General features: G+C 66.6%; 12 protein-coding genes. 9 read left to right on the plus strand and 3 right to left on the minus strand.

The genetic code is table 11. The features are described from left to right. Positions 1-7: 7 nt before the first annotated feature. The 8 genes from KVT39_RS18645 to KVT39_RS18680 all read left to right on the plus strand — a co-directional run bounded on the left by KVT39_RS18645 (position 8) and on the right by KVT39_RS18680 (position 8,448). Complete coding sequence (locus tag KVT39_RS18645) at positions 8-859, plus strand: site-specific DNA-methyltransferase (RefSeq protein ID WP_217589946.1); 852 nt, start codon at positions 8-10, stop codon at positions 857-859. Positions 860-900: 41 nt separating this feature from the next. Beyond that, positions 901-1,716 carry a tryptophan synthase subunit alpha gene (trpA, locus tag KVT39_RS18650; protein ID WP_034179988.1) on the plus strand — a complete coding sequence of 272 codons (816 nt, stop codon included), beginning with the start codon at positions 901-903 and terminating at the stop codon, positions 1,714-1,716. 62 nt (positions 1,717-1,778) lie between these two features. After that, on the plus strand, positions 1,779-2,651 hold the full coding sequence (accD, locus tag KVT39_RS18655; protein WP_006755101.1) for an acetyl-CoA carboxylase, carboxyltransferase subunit beta: 873 nt from the start codon (positions 1,779-1,781) through the stop codon (positions 2,649-2,651). A gap of 100 nt (positions 2,652-2,751) precedes the next feature. Continuing rightward, positions 2,752-4,062: a bifunctional tetrahydrofolate synthase/dihydrofolate synthase gene (gene folC, locus KVT39_RS18660; RefSeq protein ID WP_175748663.1), complete on the plus strand. Its 1,311-nt coding sequence runs from the start codon at positions 2,752-2,754 to the stop codon at positions 4,060-4,062. A gap of 29 nt (positions 4,063-4,091) precedes the next feature. Next, complete coding sequence (locus KVT39_RS18665) at positions 4,092-4,928, plus strand: SPOR domain-containing protein (RefSeq protein ID WP_217589947.1); 837 nt, start codon at positions 4,092-4,094, stop codon at positions 4,926-4,928. 6 nt (positions 4,929-4,934) lie between these two features. Continuing rightward, a complete protein-coding gene (locus KVT39_RS18670) occupies positions 4,935-5,429 on the plus strand; it encodes a CvpA family protein (protein WP_034179985.1) in 495 nt (164 codons plus the stop codon). 51 nt (positions 5,430-5,480) lie between these two features. Continuing rightward, positions 5,481-7,013, plus strand: a complete 1,533-nt coding sequence (purF, locus tag KVT39_RS18675) for an amidophosphoribosyltransferase (protein WP_034179984.1) — start codon at positions 5,481-5,483, stop codon at positions 7,011-7,013. A 244-nt stretch (positions 7,014-7,257) separates the two neighbouring features. Continuing rightward, positions 7,258-8,448, plus strand: a complete 1,191-nt coding sequence (locus KVT39_RS18680) for an O-succinylhomoserine sulfhydrylase (RefSeq protein WP_131949297.1) — start codon at positions 7,258-7,260, stop codon at positions 8,446-8,448. A 135-nt stretch (positions 8,449-8,583) separates the two neighbouring features. On the opposite strand, the gene KVT39_RS18685 is transcribed toward KVT39_RS18680, so the two are convergent. From KVT39_RS18685 to KVT39_RS18695, 3 genes are read right to left on the minus strand one after another with little or no spacing between them, the layout of a single operon-like run. Continuing rightward, entirely contained in the window at positions 8,584-9,546 is a 963-nt protein-coding gene (locus tag KVT39_RS18685) for an NAD-dependent epimerase/dehydratase family protein (protein ID WP_217589948.1), read from the minus strand. After that, on the minus strand, positions 9,533-10,579 hold the full coding sequence (gene gmd, locus KVT39_RS18690; protein WP_217589949.1) for a GDP-mannose 4,6-dehydratase: 1,047 nt from the start codon (positions 10,577-10,579) through the stop codon (positions 9,533-9,535). Before gmd ends, KVT39_RS18685 begins: the two co-directional genes overlap by 14 nt. A gap of 31 nt (positions 10,580-10,610) precedes the next feature. Continuing rightward, entirely contained in the window at positions 10,611-11,678 is a 1,068-nt protein-coding gene (locus tag KVT39_RS18695) for an acyltransferase (protein WP_105390804.1), read from the minus strand. Between the two features lie 492 nt (positions 11,679-12,170). On the opposite strand from KVT39_RS18695, the gene KVT39_RS18700 reads away from it, so the two are divergent. Further along, positions 12,171-14,363 (plus strand): hypothetical protein, encoded by a 2,193-nt coding sequence (locus KVT39_RS18700; protein WP_217589978.1) that lies wholly within the window; start codon positions 12,171-12,173, stop codon positions 14,361-14,363. Positions 14,364-14,407: the final 44 nt, after the last annotated feature.

Genomic DNA, 14,407 nt, shown 5'->3' on the forward strand with positions numbered 1-14,407 from the left:
CCGACCGATGCGTGACCTGATCGAAGAGCCGGGCGGCGGTGCCGCGAGCGAGGCGGAGGCGGTTCAGCCCGCCGCCGTCGTGCCGCGCGCGCTGCCGTCCGGTATCGAACTGCATAACCGCGATTTCCTGACCGATGCCGCACACCTGCCGGATGCGTCGATCGACCTGATCGTCGCCGATCCGCCGTACGGGCTCGGCAAGGACTACGGCAACGACTCGGACAAGCGTTCGGGCGACGACTTTCTCGCGTGGACGCGCGAGTGGCTCGAGCTCGCGATTCCGAAGCTCAAGCCGAGCGGGTCGATGTACATCTTCTGCACATGGCAGTACGCGCCGGAAATCTTCAGTTTCCTGAAGACGAAGCTCACGATGGTCAACGAGATCATCTGGGACCGGCGCGTGCCGAGCATGGGCGGCACGACGCGCCGTTTCACGTCGGTGCACGACAACATCGGCTTTTTCGCGGTTTCCAAGGCGTATTACTTCGATCTCGATCCGGTCCGCATCCCGTACGACGCCGACACGAAGAAGGCCCGCTCGCGCAAGCTGTTCGAAGGCAGCAAGTGGCTGGAGATGGGCTACAACCCGAAGGACGTCTGGTCGGTCTCGCGCCTGCACCGGCAGCACGCGGAGCGCGTCGATCATCCGACCCAGAAGCCGCTGGAAATCGTCGAGCGGATGGTGCTCGCAAGCTGCCCGCCGGGCGGCCGCGTGCTCGATCCGTTCATGGGCAGCGGCACGACCGCGGTGGCCTGCGCACGGCAGGGGCGCGACTTCGTCGGCTACGAGATCAACGAAAGTTATTGTGCGATCGCGCAAGAGCGCGTGAGCGCGCTCGCCGCGCCGGCATGCGCGTGAATCGCGTAGCCGCATCGCCGAACGCATCAAGGAAAATAGCCATGTCCCGTATTCAGCAGACCTTTGCCGCGCTCGCCGAACAAGGCCGAAAGGGCCTGATCCCGTTCATCACGGCCGGCGACCCCGATCCCGCGAAGACCGTCGAATTCATGCATGCGCTCGCCGCAGGCGGCGCGGACGTGATCGAGCTCGGCGTGCCGTTCTCGGACCCGATGGCCGACGGCCCCGTGATCCAGCGCTCGTCGGAACGCGCGCTCGCGCGCGGCGTCACGCTGAAGAGCGTGCTCGCCGACGTGAAGCGCTTCCGCGAAACCGACGCGAAAACCCCCGTCGTGCTGATGGGCTATGCGAACCCGATCGAGCGGATGGGCGTCGACGCGTTCGCGGCCGAAGCGCAGGCGGCCGGCGTCGACGGCGTGCTCGTCGTCGACTATCCGCCTGAAGAGGCGGGCGTATTCGCCGAAAAGATGCGCGCCGCGCAGATCGATCCGATCTTCCTGCTCGCGCCCACGTCGACCGACGAACGTATCGCCGACGTCGGCAAGATCGCGAGCGGCTACGTGTATTACGTGTCGCTCAAGGGCGTGACCGGCGCGGGAAATCTGGATGTTTCGAACATTGCGGGTAAAATCCCGGCCATCAAGTCGCGCGTGCCGGTTCCGGTGGGCGTCGGCTTCGGCATCCGCGACGCCGAAACGGCGCGCGCGGTGGCCGAGGTGTCGGACGCCGTCGTGATCGGCAGCCGCCTCGTGCAGCTGCTCGAAAGCGCCGCGCCGGAAGGCGCCGCCGCCGCGCTGAAGGCGTTCATCGCCGAGCTGCGTGCCGCGCTGGACGGCGCAGGCAAGGTGGCGCGATAAACACAACACAGGGAGCGGGCGGGCCATGCGGCCCGGCCCGCCACGGAACAGGAAACCATACGATGAGCTGGCTCGACAAACTGTTGCCGCCGAAGATCAAGCAGACCGACCCGAAAAGCCGCAAGGGCATTCCGGAAGGCCTGTGGGTCAAGTGCCCGTCCTGCGAGGCCGTGCTGTACCGCAACGACGTGGACGCGAACCTGCACGTGTGCCCAAAGTGCGATCACCACATGCGCATCGGCGCGCGCGAGCGCCTCGACGGGCTGCTCGATCCGGAAGGCCGCTACGAGATCGGCCAGGAAATCGTGCCGGTCGACTCGCTGAAGTTCAAGGACAGCCGCAAGTACCCCGATCGTCTGAAGGAAGCGATGGACGAGACGGGCGAGACCGACGCGATGGTCGTGATGGGCGGTGCGATCCACACGCTGCCCGTCGTCGCGGCCTGCTTCGAGTTCTCGTTCATGGGCGGCTCGATGGGCTCGGTCGTCGGCGAGCGCTTCGCGCGCGGCGCGCAGAACGCGCTGGAACAGCACGTGCCGTTCATCTGCTTCACGGCGTCGGGTGGCGCACGGATGCAGGAAAGCCTGCTGTCGCTGATGCAGATGGCGAAAACCACCGCGATGCTGACCAAGCTGGCCGAAGCGAAGCTGCCGTTCATCTCGGTGCTGACCGATCCGACGATGGGCGGTGTGTCCGCGAGCTTCGCGTTCCTCGGCGACGTCGTGATCGCCGAACCGAAGGCGCTGATCGGCTTTGCCGGCCCGCGCGTGATCGAGCAGACGGTCCGCGAGAAGCTGCCGGAAGGCTTCCAGCGCGCCGAATTCCTGCTGACCACGGGCGCGATCGACATGATCGTCGACCGCCGCAAGATGCGCGACGAGATCGCGCAACTGCTCGCGCTGCTGCAGCGACAGCCGGCCGACGCGCTGGCCTGACCGGCGCGAGGTGGTGAACTCTGCGCGTCGCCTGGCTTCAGCGTCAGGCGGCGCGCTTCGTTTTTTGGCGTAGTGGCGGTACCGATCCAGATTTGATCCGATGAGCACTTTTCCCACTCTCGACGCGTGGCTCTCGCACCTCGAACGCGCGCACCCGGTCGGCATCGACATGGGCCTGACCCGCATCGGGCAGGTCAAGGCGGCGCTGCAGCTCGAATTCGCGTGCCCCGTCATCACCGTCGGCGGCACGAACGGCAAGGGCTCGACCTGCGCGTTTCTCGAGACGATTCTCGTGCGCGCGGGTTACAAGGTCGGCTGCCACACGTCGCCGCACCTGCTCGAATTCAACGAGCGCGCGCGCGTGAACGGGCAGAACGTCACCGATGACGAACTGCTGCCTCACTTCGAGGCCGTCGAAGCCGCGCGCACGTCGCTGCCCGAGCCCGTGTCGCTCACGTACTTCGAATTCACGACGCTCGCGATCCTGCATCTGTTCGCGTCGCGCGGGCTCGATGCGGTGATCCTCGAAGTCGGCCTCGGCGGCCGGCTCGATGCGGTCAACATCATCGATACCGATTGCGCGATCGTCACGAGCATCGACATCGACCACACCGAATACCTCGGCGACACGCGCGAGAAGATCGCGTTCGAGAAGGCCGGGATCTTCCGTGCCGGCAAGCCGGCGATCTGCGGCGATCCGGCCGCGCCGCAAACGTTGATCGACCATGCCGAAGCGATCGGCGCCGACCTGTGGCTCGTCGGCCGCGATTTCCGCTACGAGGCGCAGGCGGGCGCGGAGCGCCAGCAGTGGAGCTACCTCGGCCGCGAGAAGCGCTATCCGGCGCTTGCGTATCCGGCGCTGCGCGGCGCGAATCAGCTGATCAATGCATCGGCCGCGCTCGCCGCGCTCGAGGCGCTGCGCCCGGTGCTGCCGGTATCCGCGCAGGACATCCGGCTCGGGCTCGCGAACGTCGAGCTGCCGGGGCGCTTCCAGGTGCTGCCCGGCAAGCCGGCGATCGTGCTCGACGTCGCGCACAATCCGCACGCGGCGGCCGTGCTCGAGCAGAATCTCGGCAACATGGGCTTTTTCCCGTACACGTACGCGGTGTTCGGCGCGATGCACGACAAGGACATCGACGGCGTGCTGCGGCATCTGAAAGGCGAGATCGACCACTGGTGCGTGACCGACCTGCCGCTGCCGCGCGCGGCCTCCGCGGAGCAGCTCGAAGCCGCGCTGCGCAAGGCTGGCGTGGAGGACGGGGCCGATTCGAGCGTGACGCGTTACGCGTCGCCCGCCGAAGCGTTTCGCGATGCACTAAAAAGAGCATCCGAGAATGATAGAATCGTGGTTTTCGGCAGTTTCCATACGGTTGCCGGCGTGCTGGCCTACCGTAAATCGCAGCAACACTGACTGACGGGCAGTTTCGGACTCAGCCATTCATGGGAATTTTCTCGTTCGGCAAAAAAGACGACGACGCGCCCACGCGGCGCGGCGGTCGCACCGGGACCTCCCGGAACGTGCGCACGGAGCGCACTGAACGCGTCGAGCGGCGCCCGCGCCGCACCGAGCGTCCGGAATCGGACGCGCTGCTCCTCGATCCGACCCTTCCAGAAAAGCAACGCGCGCGCCGTCGCCTCGTCGGCGCGATCGCGCTCGTCGTGGCCGCCGTGATCGTGCTGCCGATGGTGCTCGATTCGCACCCGAAGCCAGTCACGGACGATATCGCGATCGACATCCCGAACCGGCCCGCGCACCAGGCAGTCGCGCCGCGTGACGACGACGCTTCCGACGTGCAGGCAGGTGTCGCGCACGACGAGCCGCCGGCATCCGACGCCGCCGTCGCGGCGGTCCCGGCGCCTGCGCCGAAGGAGGCCGCCAAGCCGGCCGCGAAACCCGATACGACGACCACGGCGAGCGTGACGCCGCCGAAGCCCGCGCCGAAGCCGGCTGCTCCCGCGGCGAAACCGGCCGCGCCGAAGCCGGCGCCCGCGACCGTCGCGAATGCCGACGGCGCGAGCCCGGACAGCGGCGATGCATCGTCGCCGTCGTCGCCGGCCGGTGCGCGCTTCGCGGTGCAGCTCGGTTCGTTCAAGGATGACGCGACGGCCCGTTCGTGGGCGACCAAGTTGAAATCGGCGGGCGTGCCCGCATATGTCGAGCATCGCAAGCAGGCAGACGGTGGCACGGCTACACTGTTGCGTGCCGGCCCGTTCGCGGATCGCGCGGCGGCTTCCGCCGCGATCGCGAAGGTGCGCGAAGCCGGCCTGACGCAGTAACGCACGATGCTGACCGCTTTCGACTACGCTGTATTGGCGGTGATCGTGTTGTCGGCGCTGCGCGGTGCGTGGCGCGGCTTCGTGTCCGAGATTTTCGGGCTGATCGGCTGGATTGCGGCGATCGTGATCGCGGGCCGCTACGTCGGGCTGGTCGTACCGTATATTCCGGCGAACTGGCCGGGCGGCGCGCTGACGCAGTGGGTGATCGCCTTCGCATTGCTCGTGATCGGCGTCGTGCTGGTCGCCGGCGTCGCGAACGCGCTGCTGTCGCGGATCGCGCAGGCGAGCGGCCTCGGCGGTGTCGATCGCTCGCTGGGCATGATGTTCGGACTGGTCCGCGGCGGCGTGCTGGTGGTGCTGCTGGTCGCGGCGGCCGGGCTGACCGAACTGCCCAAACAGGATTTCTGGCGCAATGCGCTATTGCGTCCTTTCGCCGAACAGGGCGTGCATGAGCTGAAGCAGCTCCTGCCCGACGGCATGGCCCAGTACGTACGCGTGTGACGACGCGGCCGGGCAGGACGTAACCGATTTTGTCATTCTGAAGGACATGCCATGTGCGGCATCGTAGGCGTTATCTCCCAATCTCCGGTCAACCAGCTGATCTATGACAGCCTGCTGCTGCTGCAGCATCGCGGTCAGGACGCAGCGGGCATCGCGACGGCGGACGGCAGCAATTTCCACATGTACAAGGCGAACGGCATGGTGCGCGACGTGTTCCGCACGCGCAACATGCGCAGCCTGCCCGGCACCTACGGCATCGGCCAGGTGCGCTACCCGACGGCCGGTTCGGCGTCGAGCGAAGCCGAGGCGCAGCCGTTCTACGTGAACGCGCCGTTCGGGATCATCCTCGCGCACAACGGCAACCTGACGAACTGGCAGCAACTGAAGGACGAGATGTTCCGGATCGACCGCCGGCACATCAACACCAATTCCGACAGCGAAGTGCTGCTCAACGTGTTCGCACACGAGCTGCAGCTGTCGACCACGGGCCTCGAGCTCGATCCGGCCTCGGTGTTCAAGGCGGTCTCGGGTGTCCATCGCCGCCTGCAGGGTTCGTATGCGATCGTGTCGCTGATCGCCGGCTACGGCCTGCTCGCATTCCGCGATCCGTTCGGCATCCGCCCGCTCTGCATCGGCAAGCTCGAAACCGAGCACGGCACCGAGTGGATGGTCGCGTCGGAGTCGGTCGCGGTCGAAGGCATCGGCTTCGAATTCGTGCGTGACCTGGAGCCGGGCGAAGCGATCTTCATCGACAAGGCCGGCAACTTCCACAGCCAGCAGTGCGCGGAGAACCCGACGCTGAACCCGTGCATGTTCGAATACGTGTACCTCGCGCGTCCGGATTCGTGCCTCGACGGCGTGCCCGTCTACAACGTGCGCCTGCGCATGGGCGACTATCTCGCCGAGAAGATCAAGCGCGAACTGCCGAACGTGCCGATCGACGTCGTGATGCCGATTCCCGATTCGTCGCGCCCGGCTGCGATGCAGGTCGCCGCGAAGCTCGGCGTCGAGTATCGCGAAGGCTTCTTCAAGAACCGCTACGTCGGCCGTACGTTCATCATGCCGGGGCAGGCCGTGCGCAAGAAGTCGGTGCGCCAGAAGCTCAACGCGATGAGCATCGAGTTCAAGGACAAGCACGTGCTGATCGTCGACGATTCGATCGTGCGCGGCACGACCTCGCATGAAATCGTGCAGATGGCGCGCGATGCGGGCGCGAAGTCGGTGATCTTCGCGTCGGCGGCGCCGCCCGTGAAGTTCCCGAACGTGTACGGTATCGACATGCCGACGCGCGGCGAGCTCGTCGCGCACGGCCGCACCGACGACGAAGTCGCGAAGATCATCGGCGCCGATCACCTGATCTACCAGGACGTCGACGACCTGCGCCGCGCGGTGCGCGACATCAACCCGAAGCTCGAACGCTTCGAGGCGTCGTGCTTCGACGGCAACTACATCACCGGCGACGTGACGCCCGAGTATCTCGACGCGATCGAGCGCGCGCGCCTCACGCCGGCGTCGCAGGCCGATCGCGACACGGCCGGCGACACCGGGCGCTCGCAGATGAACCTGCAGCTGTCGGTCGAGTGACACCGGCGTACGCTTTTGCCGAAGCGTGATAGGATGTGGCCTTGCGTCGATTTGATATCAGCTTGCGGACGCGGGGCGACTTCCCAAAACAGCTAAAGCGAAGGCCGGCGGCAGTCGGCCCGAGTCGATCGCTGTCGTACCGCCCGAAGCCCGCTGATGCCGACGCATAGCGGGCTTTTTGTTTTGGCCTGGTTTTGACTTGGCCTGCGCGACACGCGCGGCCATCGAATACGGAAAACGGAACATGGACGACTCCCTCAACTTCGACACGCTTGCCGTGCGTGCGGGCACGCTGCGCAGCGACTTCAACGAGCACTCGGAAGCGCTGTTCCTCACGTCGAGCTTCTGCTTCCAGAGCGCGGCCGACGCGGCCGAGCGCTTCGCGAATTCGGAAGACTACTTCACCTATTCGCGCTTCACGAACCCGACCGTCACCATGTTCCAGGAGCGTCTCGCGGCGCTCGAGGGCGGCGAGGCGTGCATCGCCACCGCGTCGGGGATGGCCGCGATCATGTCGGTCGTGATGTCCGCGCTGCAGGCGGGCGACCACCTCGTCAGCTCGCGCAGCCTGTTCGGCTCGACGCTCGGGATGTTCTCGCAGATCTTCAGCAAGTTCGGGATCACGACGACCTTCGTCGATCCGACCGACCTGAACGCATGGCGGGAAGCCGTGCGGCCCGAAACGAAGATGTTCTTCCTCGAGACGCCGTCGAACCCGCTGACCGAACTCGCCGACATCGAGGCGATCGGCAAGATCGCGAAGGCCGCGAACGCGCTGTTCGTCGTCGACAACTGTTTCTGCAGCCCGGTGCTGCAGCAGCCGCTGAAGCTCGGCGCGGACGTCGTGATGCACTCGGCGACGAAATTCCTCGACGGGCAGGGCCGCGTGCTCGGCGGCGCGCTGGTCGGCTCGAAGGAATTCATCATGGGCAAGGTATTCCCGTTCGTGCGCAGCGCGGGCCCGACGCTGTCGGCCTTCAACGCGTGGGTGCTGCTGAAGGGGATGGAGACGCTGTCGCTGCGCGTCGAGAAGCAATCGGCGAACGCGCTGGAAATTGCGCGCTGGCTCGATTCGCATCCGGCGGTGGCACGCGTGTTTCATCCGGGCCTCGAGTCGCACCCGCAGTACGAACTCGCGAAGCGTCAGCAGAAGGCGGGCGGCGCGATCCTGTCGTTCGAGCTGAAGGGCGACACGCCCGAGCAGCAGCGCGCGAACGCATGGCGCGTGATCGACAACACGAAGCTGATCTCGATCACCGGCAACCTCGGCGATACGCGCACGACGATCACGCATCCGGCGACCACGACGCACGGCCGCATCACGCCGGAAGCGCGCGCGGCGGCGGGGATCACCGAAGGTTTGATCCGCTTGTCGGTCGGCCTCGAGCACGCGGGCGACCTGCGTAACGATCTCGCGCGCGGCCTGGAGGGCTGAGCGACGCGGTGCTTTCGCCGCATCGACATCGACGCATCAACGACGACGGGCCGCCTGCAAAACAGGCGGCCCGTTGTTTTTTCCGCATGAAGGCATTACGTCCGGCGCACCGCGCTCGCGCATGCACCGCGTGATTCAGCCGCCGTGCCCTTGCGGCGCGGCGCGCATCGCATCCACCATCCACCGCAGCGTTTCGTCGAGCGGCGTGACGGGCAGCTCGCCCACCGCGCGCCGCAGCTTGTCGCGCGACCCGCTCAGGCTTTTCACCTCGTTGTGCCGCACGAAACGCGGATCGACCGTCACGTCGATCACGTAACCGGCGATGCGCGACAGCATCGCCAGCACCTCCTTCAGCGAATACGCGCGCTCCGAGCAGACGTTGAACGTCTCGCCGGTCGGCGCCGCTTCGAGCAGCTTCAGATAGGCGGTTGTCACGTCGCGCACGTCGGAGAAATCGCGGCTCACGTCGAGATTGCCGAGCGAGATGCGCGGTTCGTTGCGCGCGTAGTGCGCGGCGAGCTTCGGCAGCAGATACGCTTCGCCCTGGCCGACGCCCGTGTAGTTGAACGGCCGCGCGATCACGATCGGCAGCCGGTCGGCCCACAGCTTCGCCGCGTATTCCATCGCGAGCTTGCTGACCGCATAGTCGTTGGCGGGGGCGGGCGAGACGGTCTCGTCGAGCACGCCGGCCGTCGAATTGCCGTAGATGTTCGCGCTGCTCGCGAGCAGCACGGCCGACGGACGTTGGTCGAGACCCGCGAGCGAGGCCAGCAGGTTGCGCGTGCCGACGATATTGACTGCGTAGGTCTGCGACGGCTCGTCCTGCGCGACATGCGCGCGCGCGGCGAGATGCACGACCGCATCGGGCCGTGCATCGGCGGCCGCCGCACGCACCGCGTCCGCGTCGAGCAGGTCGACGGGCAGCAGCGTGCAATGCGCGAAGGCCGGATCGTCGGGCCGCGGCGCGCCGGGCGCGATCGTGCCCCAGACGTCATAGCCGGCCGCCTGCAGGCGTTCGGCCATGTAGCGGCCCGTGAAGCCCGTCAGGCCGGTGACGAACGCACGGCGCGACGGGCGTCCGGCTTCAGAACGTGTCATGGTGCTGGTTCCGCATCAAATCCGCTTCGACCATCATCTGGCAAAGTTGTTCGAGCGTCGTCTCCGGCACCCAGCCGAGCTTGGATTTAGCCTTGTCCGCGCAGCCGATCAGCAGGTCGACCTCGGCGGGGCGGTAGAACTTCGGGTTCACTTCGACGAGCACGTTGCCGTTCGACGCGTCGAGGCCGCGTTCCTGCTCGCCCTTGCCGGTCCATTCGAGCTGGTAGCCGGCAGCCGCGAATGCCATCTGCACGAAGTCGCGCACGGTCTCGGTGCGATTGGTCGCGAGCACGTAGGTGTCGGGCTCGTCGGCCTGCAGCATGCGCCACATCCCTTCGACGTATTCGAGCGCGAAGCCCCAGTCGCGCTTTGCGTCGAGGTTGCCGAGCTCGAGGCGGGTCGCCTTGCCGAGCTTGATCTTCGCGACGGTGTCGGTGATCTTGCGCGTGACGAACTCGCGGCCGCGCAGCGGCGATTCGTGGTTGAACAGGATGCCGCTGCTGCCGAACAGGCCGTACGACTCGCGGTAGTTCACGGTCATCCAGTGCGCGTACAGCTTCGCGACGCCATACGGGCTGCGCGGATAGAACGCGGTCGTTTCGGTCTGCGGAATCGCCTGTACCTTGCCGAACATCTCGGACGTAGACGCCTGGTAGAAGCGCGTTTTCGGGCTCACCACGCGGATCGCCTCGAGCAGGTTCAACGGGCCGAGGCCCGTTACTTCGGCAGTCGTCGTCGGCTGGTCGAACGACACGCCGACGAAACTCTGCGCGGCCAGGTTGTACAGCTCGTCGGGCTGCGTGCGTTCGAGCAGGCGCAGGCTCGAGCCGGCGTCGGTCAGGTCGTGTTCGACGAGCGTGAGGTTCGGGTGCGTGTCGACGCCGAGCTCGGCGATGCGCCAGAAATTGACCGAACTGGTGCGGCGATAGGTGCCCGTGACCTCGTAGCCCTTGTCGAGCAGCAGTTTGGTCAGGTAGGCGCCGTCTTGCCCCGAGATCCCGGTAATGATGGCCTTTTTGCGAGTTTGGCTCATGGCGTTGTCCTGGTAGAAGCGAAAGGGAAAATCAGGCGGTCGTGCTGGTGGCGGCAGTTGGCAGCGCCCGGCGTGCGGGGCTGCGCGTCAGGCGCCGTTCGAAGCCGTACCAGCTCAGGGTCGCGTAGGCGAGCGTGATCGCGAGCGCGAGCGCGGCCGTGACGAAGCGGTTCAGGTGCAGCGGCCAGAGCGCGTACAGCACGCTCAGGTGGATCAGGTACACGGTGTAGCTGACGGTGCCCACGTAGACGAGCATCGGGTTCGTCAGCACGCGTTGCACGATGCCGCGGCCGCGCAGTGCGATCACGACGATCGACGTGCACAGCAGCAGCGAGATGCTGTAGAGCGCCGCATTCGACAGCGGCGTGTTCGCGGCGCGAAAGCGCGGGAACGACAGGTGCAGCCAGCCGAGGATCGCGAGCGACACGAGCGCGCCGACGATCGCGAGCGGGTAGAACGGCTCCAGCGCGCGCCGGTCGCGGCGCAGCACGATCGCGAGCAGCGCGCCCGCGGCGAGCAGGTCCATCCGGAACGGCGTCAGGTAGTAGATCGGCCAGAACGAGTCGAACCACGGCGTCGCGATCGCGCGCAGCACCGGCGCTGCGACGATCAGCGCGGCGGCGACCCACAGCAGCACGCGCTCCGAACACCACAGCACGACGAACGGCCAGAAGATGTAGAACTGCTCCTCGACCGCGAGCGACCACAGCACGTTCAGGCTGTCGTGGCCGATGCTGCCGAGCGACAGCCCGATATTGGTCGAGAAGAACGCGAACCACGGCCAGTGCGGCAGCCAGCTCGCGCCGAACAGGATCGTCGACACCACCAGCAGCAGCACGTACGGCGGCAGGATGCGTCGCACGCGACGCGCGTAGAAGTGGCTGAAGTACGACTGCCCGCGCGCCTTGCGATCGAGCAGGATGCCGGTGATCAGCAGGCCGCTCAGCACGAAGAACAGGTCGACACCCATCCACAGCGGCGCCTTCAGCGCGTGCTGCAGGAACACGGCGCCGACCGCGATCGCGCGCAGCCCGTCGAGCTGCACGATGCGGCCGTGTTGCGGCGGGGCCAGGTCGGCGGATCGCGAGATGCCCGTCATCGCGCCGCTCCTTCGCGACGCGCGGCGGGGGCCGCGGCGTGTCGCACATCCGATGCGTGAACGTAATGCATGCCTTTAAATGAAATATCGAATCGAAAACGATTCTAGGGAAAAGAAATCGGCAAAAAAACGCGCGCCATTTATCTGACGACAAACATTCAAATACCGATTATTCCGGTCGTGAGATGAAAGGTTGATGCCCGGGCAGCCGCGACAGGCGGTGCGGGGCGGCATTTTCTACAGGGCGGCGCGTGAAAGGCGGTCGTTATTGCCGTTTCCGGGTGCCATTTTCGGCCTGTTCCGGTTCGATATTTCAGGCGGAAACATCCCCAAATATTTCCAAATTTCTTGTGATTATTTTTGCTTGTAACCTGCATCGCGACGTTTGAAACCCATTTAGCGACAGGGTGCGCCGGCGGCAGTCCGCGGCGTCGCCGGTCGCTGTTGCATCGAGTCTGGAGAAGCGCATTGCGACGTCTGATTCTGGTAGGCATGACGGTATGCGCGACGCTGCTGACGAGCGCCGCACCGGCCGAAACGGTGTTGCCCGCGACGACGTCGTGGATCGGCAACACGTTCGGCTATGGCGACGGCAGCTGGACGCAGATCGACATCCGAGCGATCGCGGTGACGCCTGAAGGCAAGGTATATACGAATGCGCCATGGGACGAAAGCGGCGCCGAGGCGAGCGTCTACCAGGACGGCAAGATGCTCGGCTTCGCCGGCGGCACGCACGGCTGGGGCAATCTCGGCGGCAATGCGATCGCCGTGAACAGCAAGTACGCGTATGTCGCGATCGGCGTCGGCAACGAACGCGGCCACCTGCAGTCGCCCGGCATCTGGCCGGACAAGGGCAAGCAGTGGTTCGGCATCTCGCGGCGCACGATCGGCGACATGAAGCAGCCCGCGCCGTTTCGCGCGGCACCGCAGGTCGCGCCGGGCGGACGCGCCGATGCCGGCCGCGCGCGCATGGCCGCGAGTTTCATGATGATGAACGAGGTGCCGGCTCCCGCGCGCTCGGAAGTGGGCGAGGTGAAGGCGGAAGTGGGCGGTCTCGCGGCTGACGACAAGACGCTGTTCGCGACGAATCCGTCCCACGACGTGGTGGACGTGTACGACGCGGAGACGATGCAGCAGAAGGGCACGTGGAGCGCGCACGAACCGGGCCGCATCGCGCTCGCGGGCGACGGCACGCTGTGGTTGCTCACGGACACGCTGAACGGCCCCGCGCACCTCGTGCACGTGCGTGCGGACGGCCGCAAGCTGGACGACGCGCCCGCGCTGCCGGAAGGCACCGACGCGGTGGACGTGGCGGTCGACGCGAAAGGGCGCGTGCTCGTCGCGGACAACGGGCCGCGCCAGCAGATCCTGATCTTCTCGAAAGGCGGCAAGGGTTATGCGCAGTCCGGCACGCTCGGCGAGCGCGGCGGCATCTTCGCCGGCCCGGTGCCGGGGCGGCCGGGGCCGCAGCGCTTCAACGGGCTGACGGGCGTCGGCGTCGATCGCGCGGGCAACGTGTATGTGTCGATGAACGGCATCGGACCGCGCCACGACACGATCGGCGCGGGGCTCGGCGCGGTGCTCGAAAGCTACACGCCGGACGGCAAGCCGCGCTGGCAGGTGCAGGGGCTGCTGTTCGTCGACGGCGCGTGGCTCGACCCCGCGCGGCCGAACAGCGTGTACACGGGCAACAAGCGCTTCGAGCTCGACCTGTCGAAGCCGCCGGGCCAGGACTGGAAATACGTCGGCTTCCTGTCGAACCGCTTCAAGTATCCGGACGATCCCGTGTTCCACACGGACCAGTGGCCGGGCATGCCGATCGCGCGCCGCGTCGACGGCCGTACGTTCCTGTACCTGACCGACATGTACGCCGATCACCTGAAGATCTACCGCTTCGACGCGAAGCGCGACGGCGAGGTCGCGATTCCGTCGGGCCTGATCGCGGGCCGCGCGCGACCGGTCGACAAAGTGCCGAACAAGCCGCCCGGCGGCGACTGGCTGTGGCGCGACGCGAACGGCAACGGCCGGCTCGACGCCGACGAGTTCGAGATCAACACGACCGGCAAGGCGAAGGCGGGCGGTTGGGGCTGGTGGGTCGACACGAAGGGCGACATCTGGCGCACGAGCGACGTGCGCGGCATCCACCGCTTCCAGTACGGCGGCGTCGACAAGGCCGGCAACCCGGTCTACTCGTACGACAAGGTCACGACCTACCCGATGCCGCAGCCGTTCACGCAACTGCGCCGCTCGATCTACGACGCGCAAGCCGACACGCTGTACGTGACCGGCTACACGGCCGACGCGCCGCCGCAGCCGGGCATCAACAAGGAAGTCGGCCGCGTGCTGGTGCGTTTCGACAAGTGGTCGACCGGCTCACCCGTCGTGCGCTACACGGTCGCGCTGCCGTGGCAGCTCGACGCGAAGCCGATCCTGGACCTGATCGGGATCACGGTCGAGGGCCGCTACATCTTCACCGTGGAGCCGGTCGGCAAGATCCACGTGTACGACAAGGACACCGGCAAGGAAGTGGGCGTGATGAGCCCGGGCACCGAGGTCGGCAAGGCATCCGGCTGGGTCGACGTGCCGTTCGGCATCAGTGCGTTCCGGCGCGAGAACGGCGAATACCTCGTGTTCGTCGAGGAAGACGCACGCGGCAAGGTGCTGATGTATCGCTGGAAACCGTGACGGGCGGCGCGCCGTTAACGACGTCGTCGCCGTCACATAAGGCA

This window comes from Burkholderia sp. GbtcB21 (genome assembly GCF_019091065.1).
Classification (GTDB): Bacteria; Pseudomonadota; Gammaproteobacteria; order Burkholderiales; family Burkholderiaceae; genus Burkholderia; species Burkholderia pyrrocinia_C.

What these genes read in the sequence shown, in the direction of transcription:
- KVT39_RS18645 (WP_217589946.1), top strand. Translation starts at nt 8, where the DNA reads ATGCGTGACCTGATCGAAGAGCCGGGCGGCGGTGCCGCGAGCGAGGCG.
- trpA (WP_034179988.1), top strand. Translation starts at nt 901, where the DNA reads ATGTCCCGTATTCAGCAGACCTTTGCCGCGCTCGCCGAACAAGGCCGA.
- accD (WP_006755101.1), top strand. Translation starts at nt 1,779, where the DNA reads ATGAGCTGGCTCGACAAACTGTTGCCGCCGAAGATCAAGCAGACCGAC.
- folC (WP_175748663.1), top strand. Translation starts at nt 2,752, where the DNA reads ATGAGCACTTTTCCCACTCTCGACGCGTGGCTCTCGCACCTCGAACGC.
- KVT39_RS18665 (WP_217589947.1), top strand. Translation starts at nt 4,092, where the DNA reads ATGGGAATTTTCTCGTTCGGCAAAAAAGACGACGACGCGCCCACGCGG.
- KVT39_RS18670 (WP_034179985.1), top strand. Translation starts at nt 4,935, where the DNA reads ATGCTGACCGCTTTCGACTACGCTGTATTGGCGGTGATCGTGTTGTCG.
- purF (WP_034179984.1), top strand. Translation starts at nt 5,481, where the DNA reads ATGTGCGGCATCGTAGGCGTTATCTCCCAATCTCCGGTCAACCAGCTG.
- KVT39_RS18680 (WP_131949297.1), top strand. Translation starts at nt 7,258, where the DNA reads ATGGACGACTCCCTCAACTTCGACACGCTTGCCGTGCGTGCGGGCACG.
- KVT39_RS18685 (WP_217589948.1), bottom strand. Translation starts at nt 9,546, where the DNA reads ATGACACGTTCTGAAGCCGGACGCCCGTCGCGCCGTGCGTTCGTCACC.
- gmd (WP_217589949.1), bottom strand. Translation starts at nt 10,579, where the DNA reads ATGAGCCAAACTCGCAAAAAGGCCATCATTACCGGGATCTCGGGGCAA.
- KVT39_RS18695 (WP_105390804.1), bottom strand. Translation starts at nt 11,678, where the DNA reads ATGACGGGCATCTCGCGATCCGCCGACCTGGCCCCGCCGCAACACGGC.
- KVT39_RS18700 (WP_217589978.1), top strand. Translation starts at nt 12,171, where the DNA reads ATGACGGTATGCGCGACGCTGCTGACGAGCGCCGCACCGGCCGAAACG.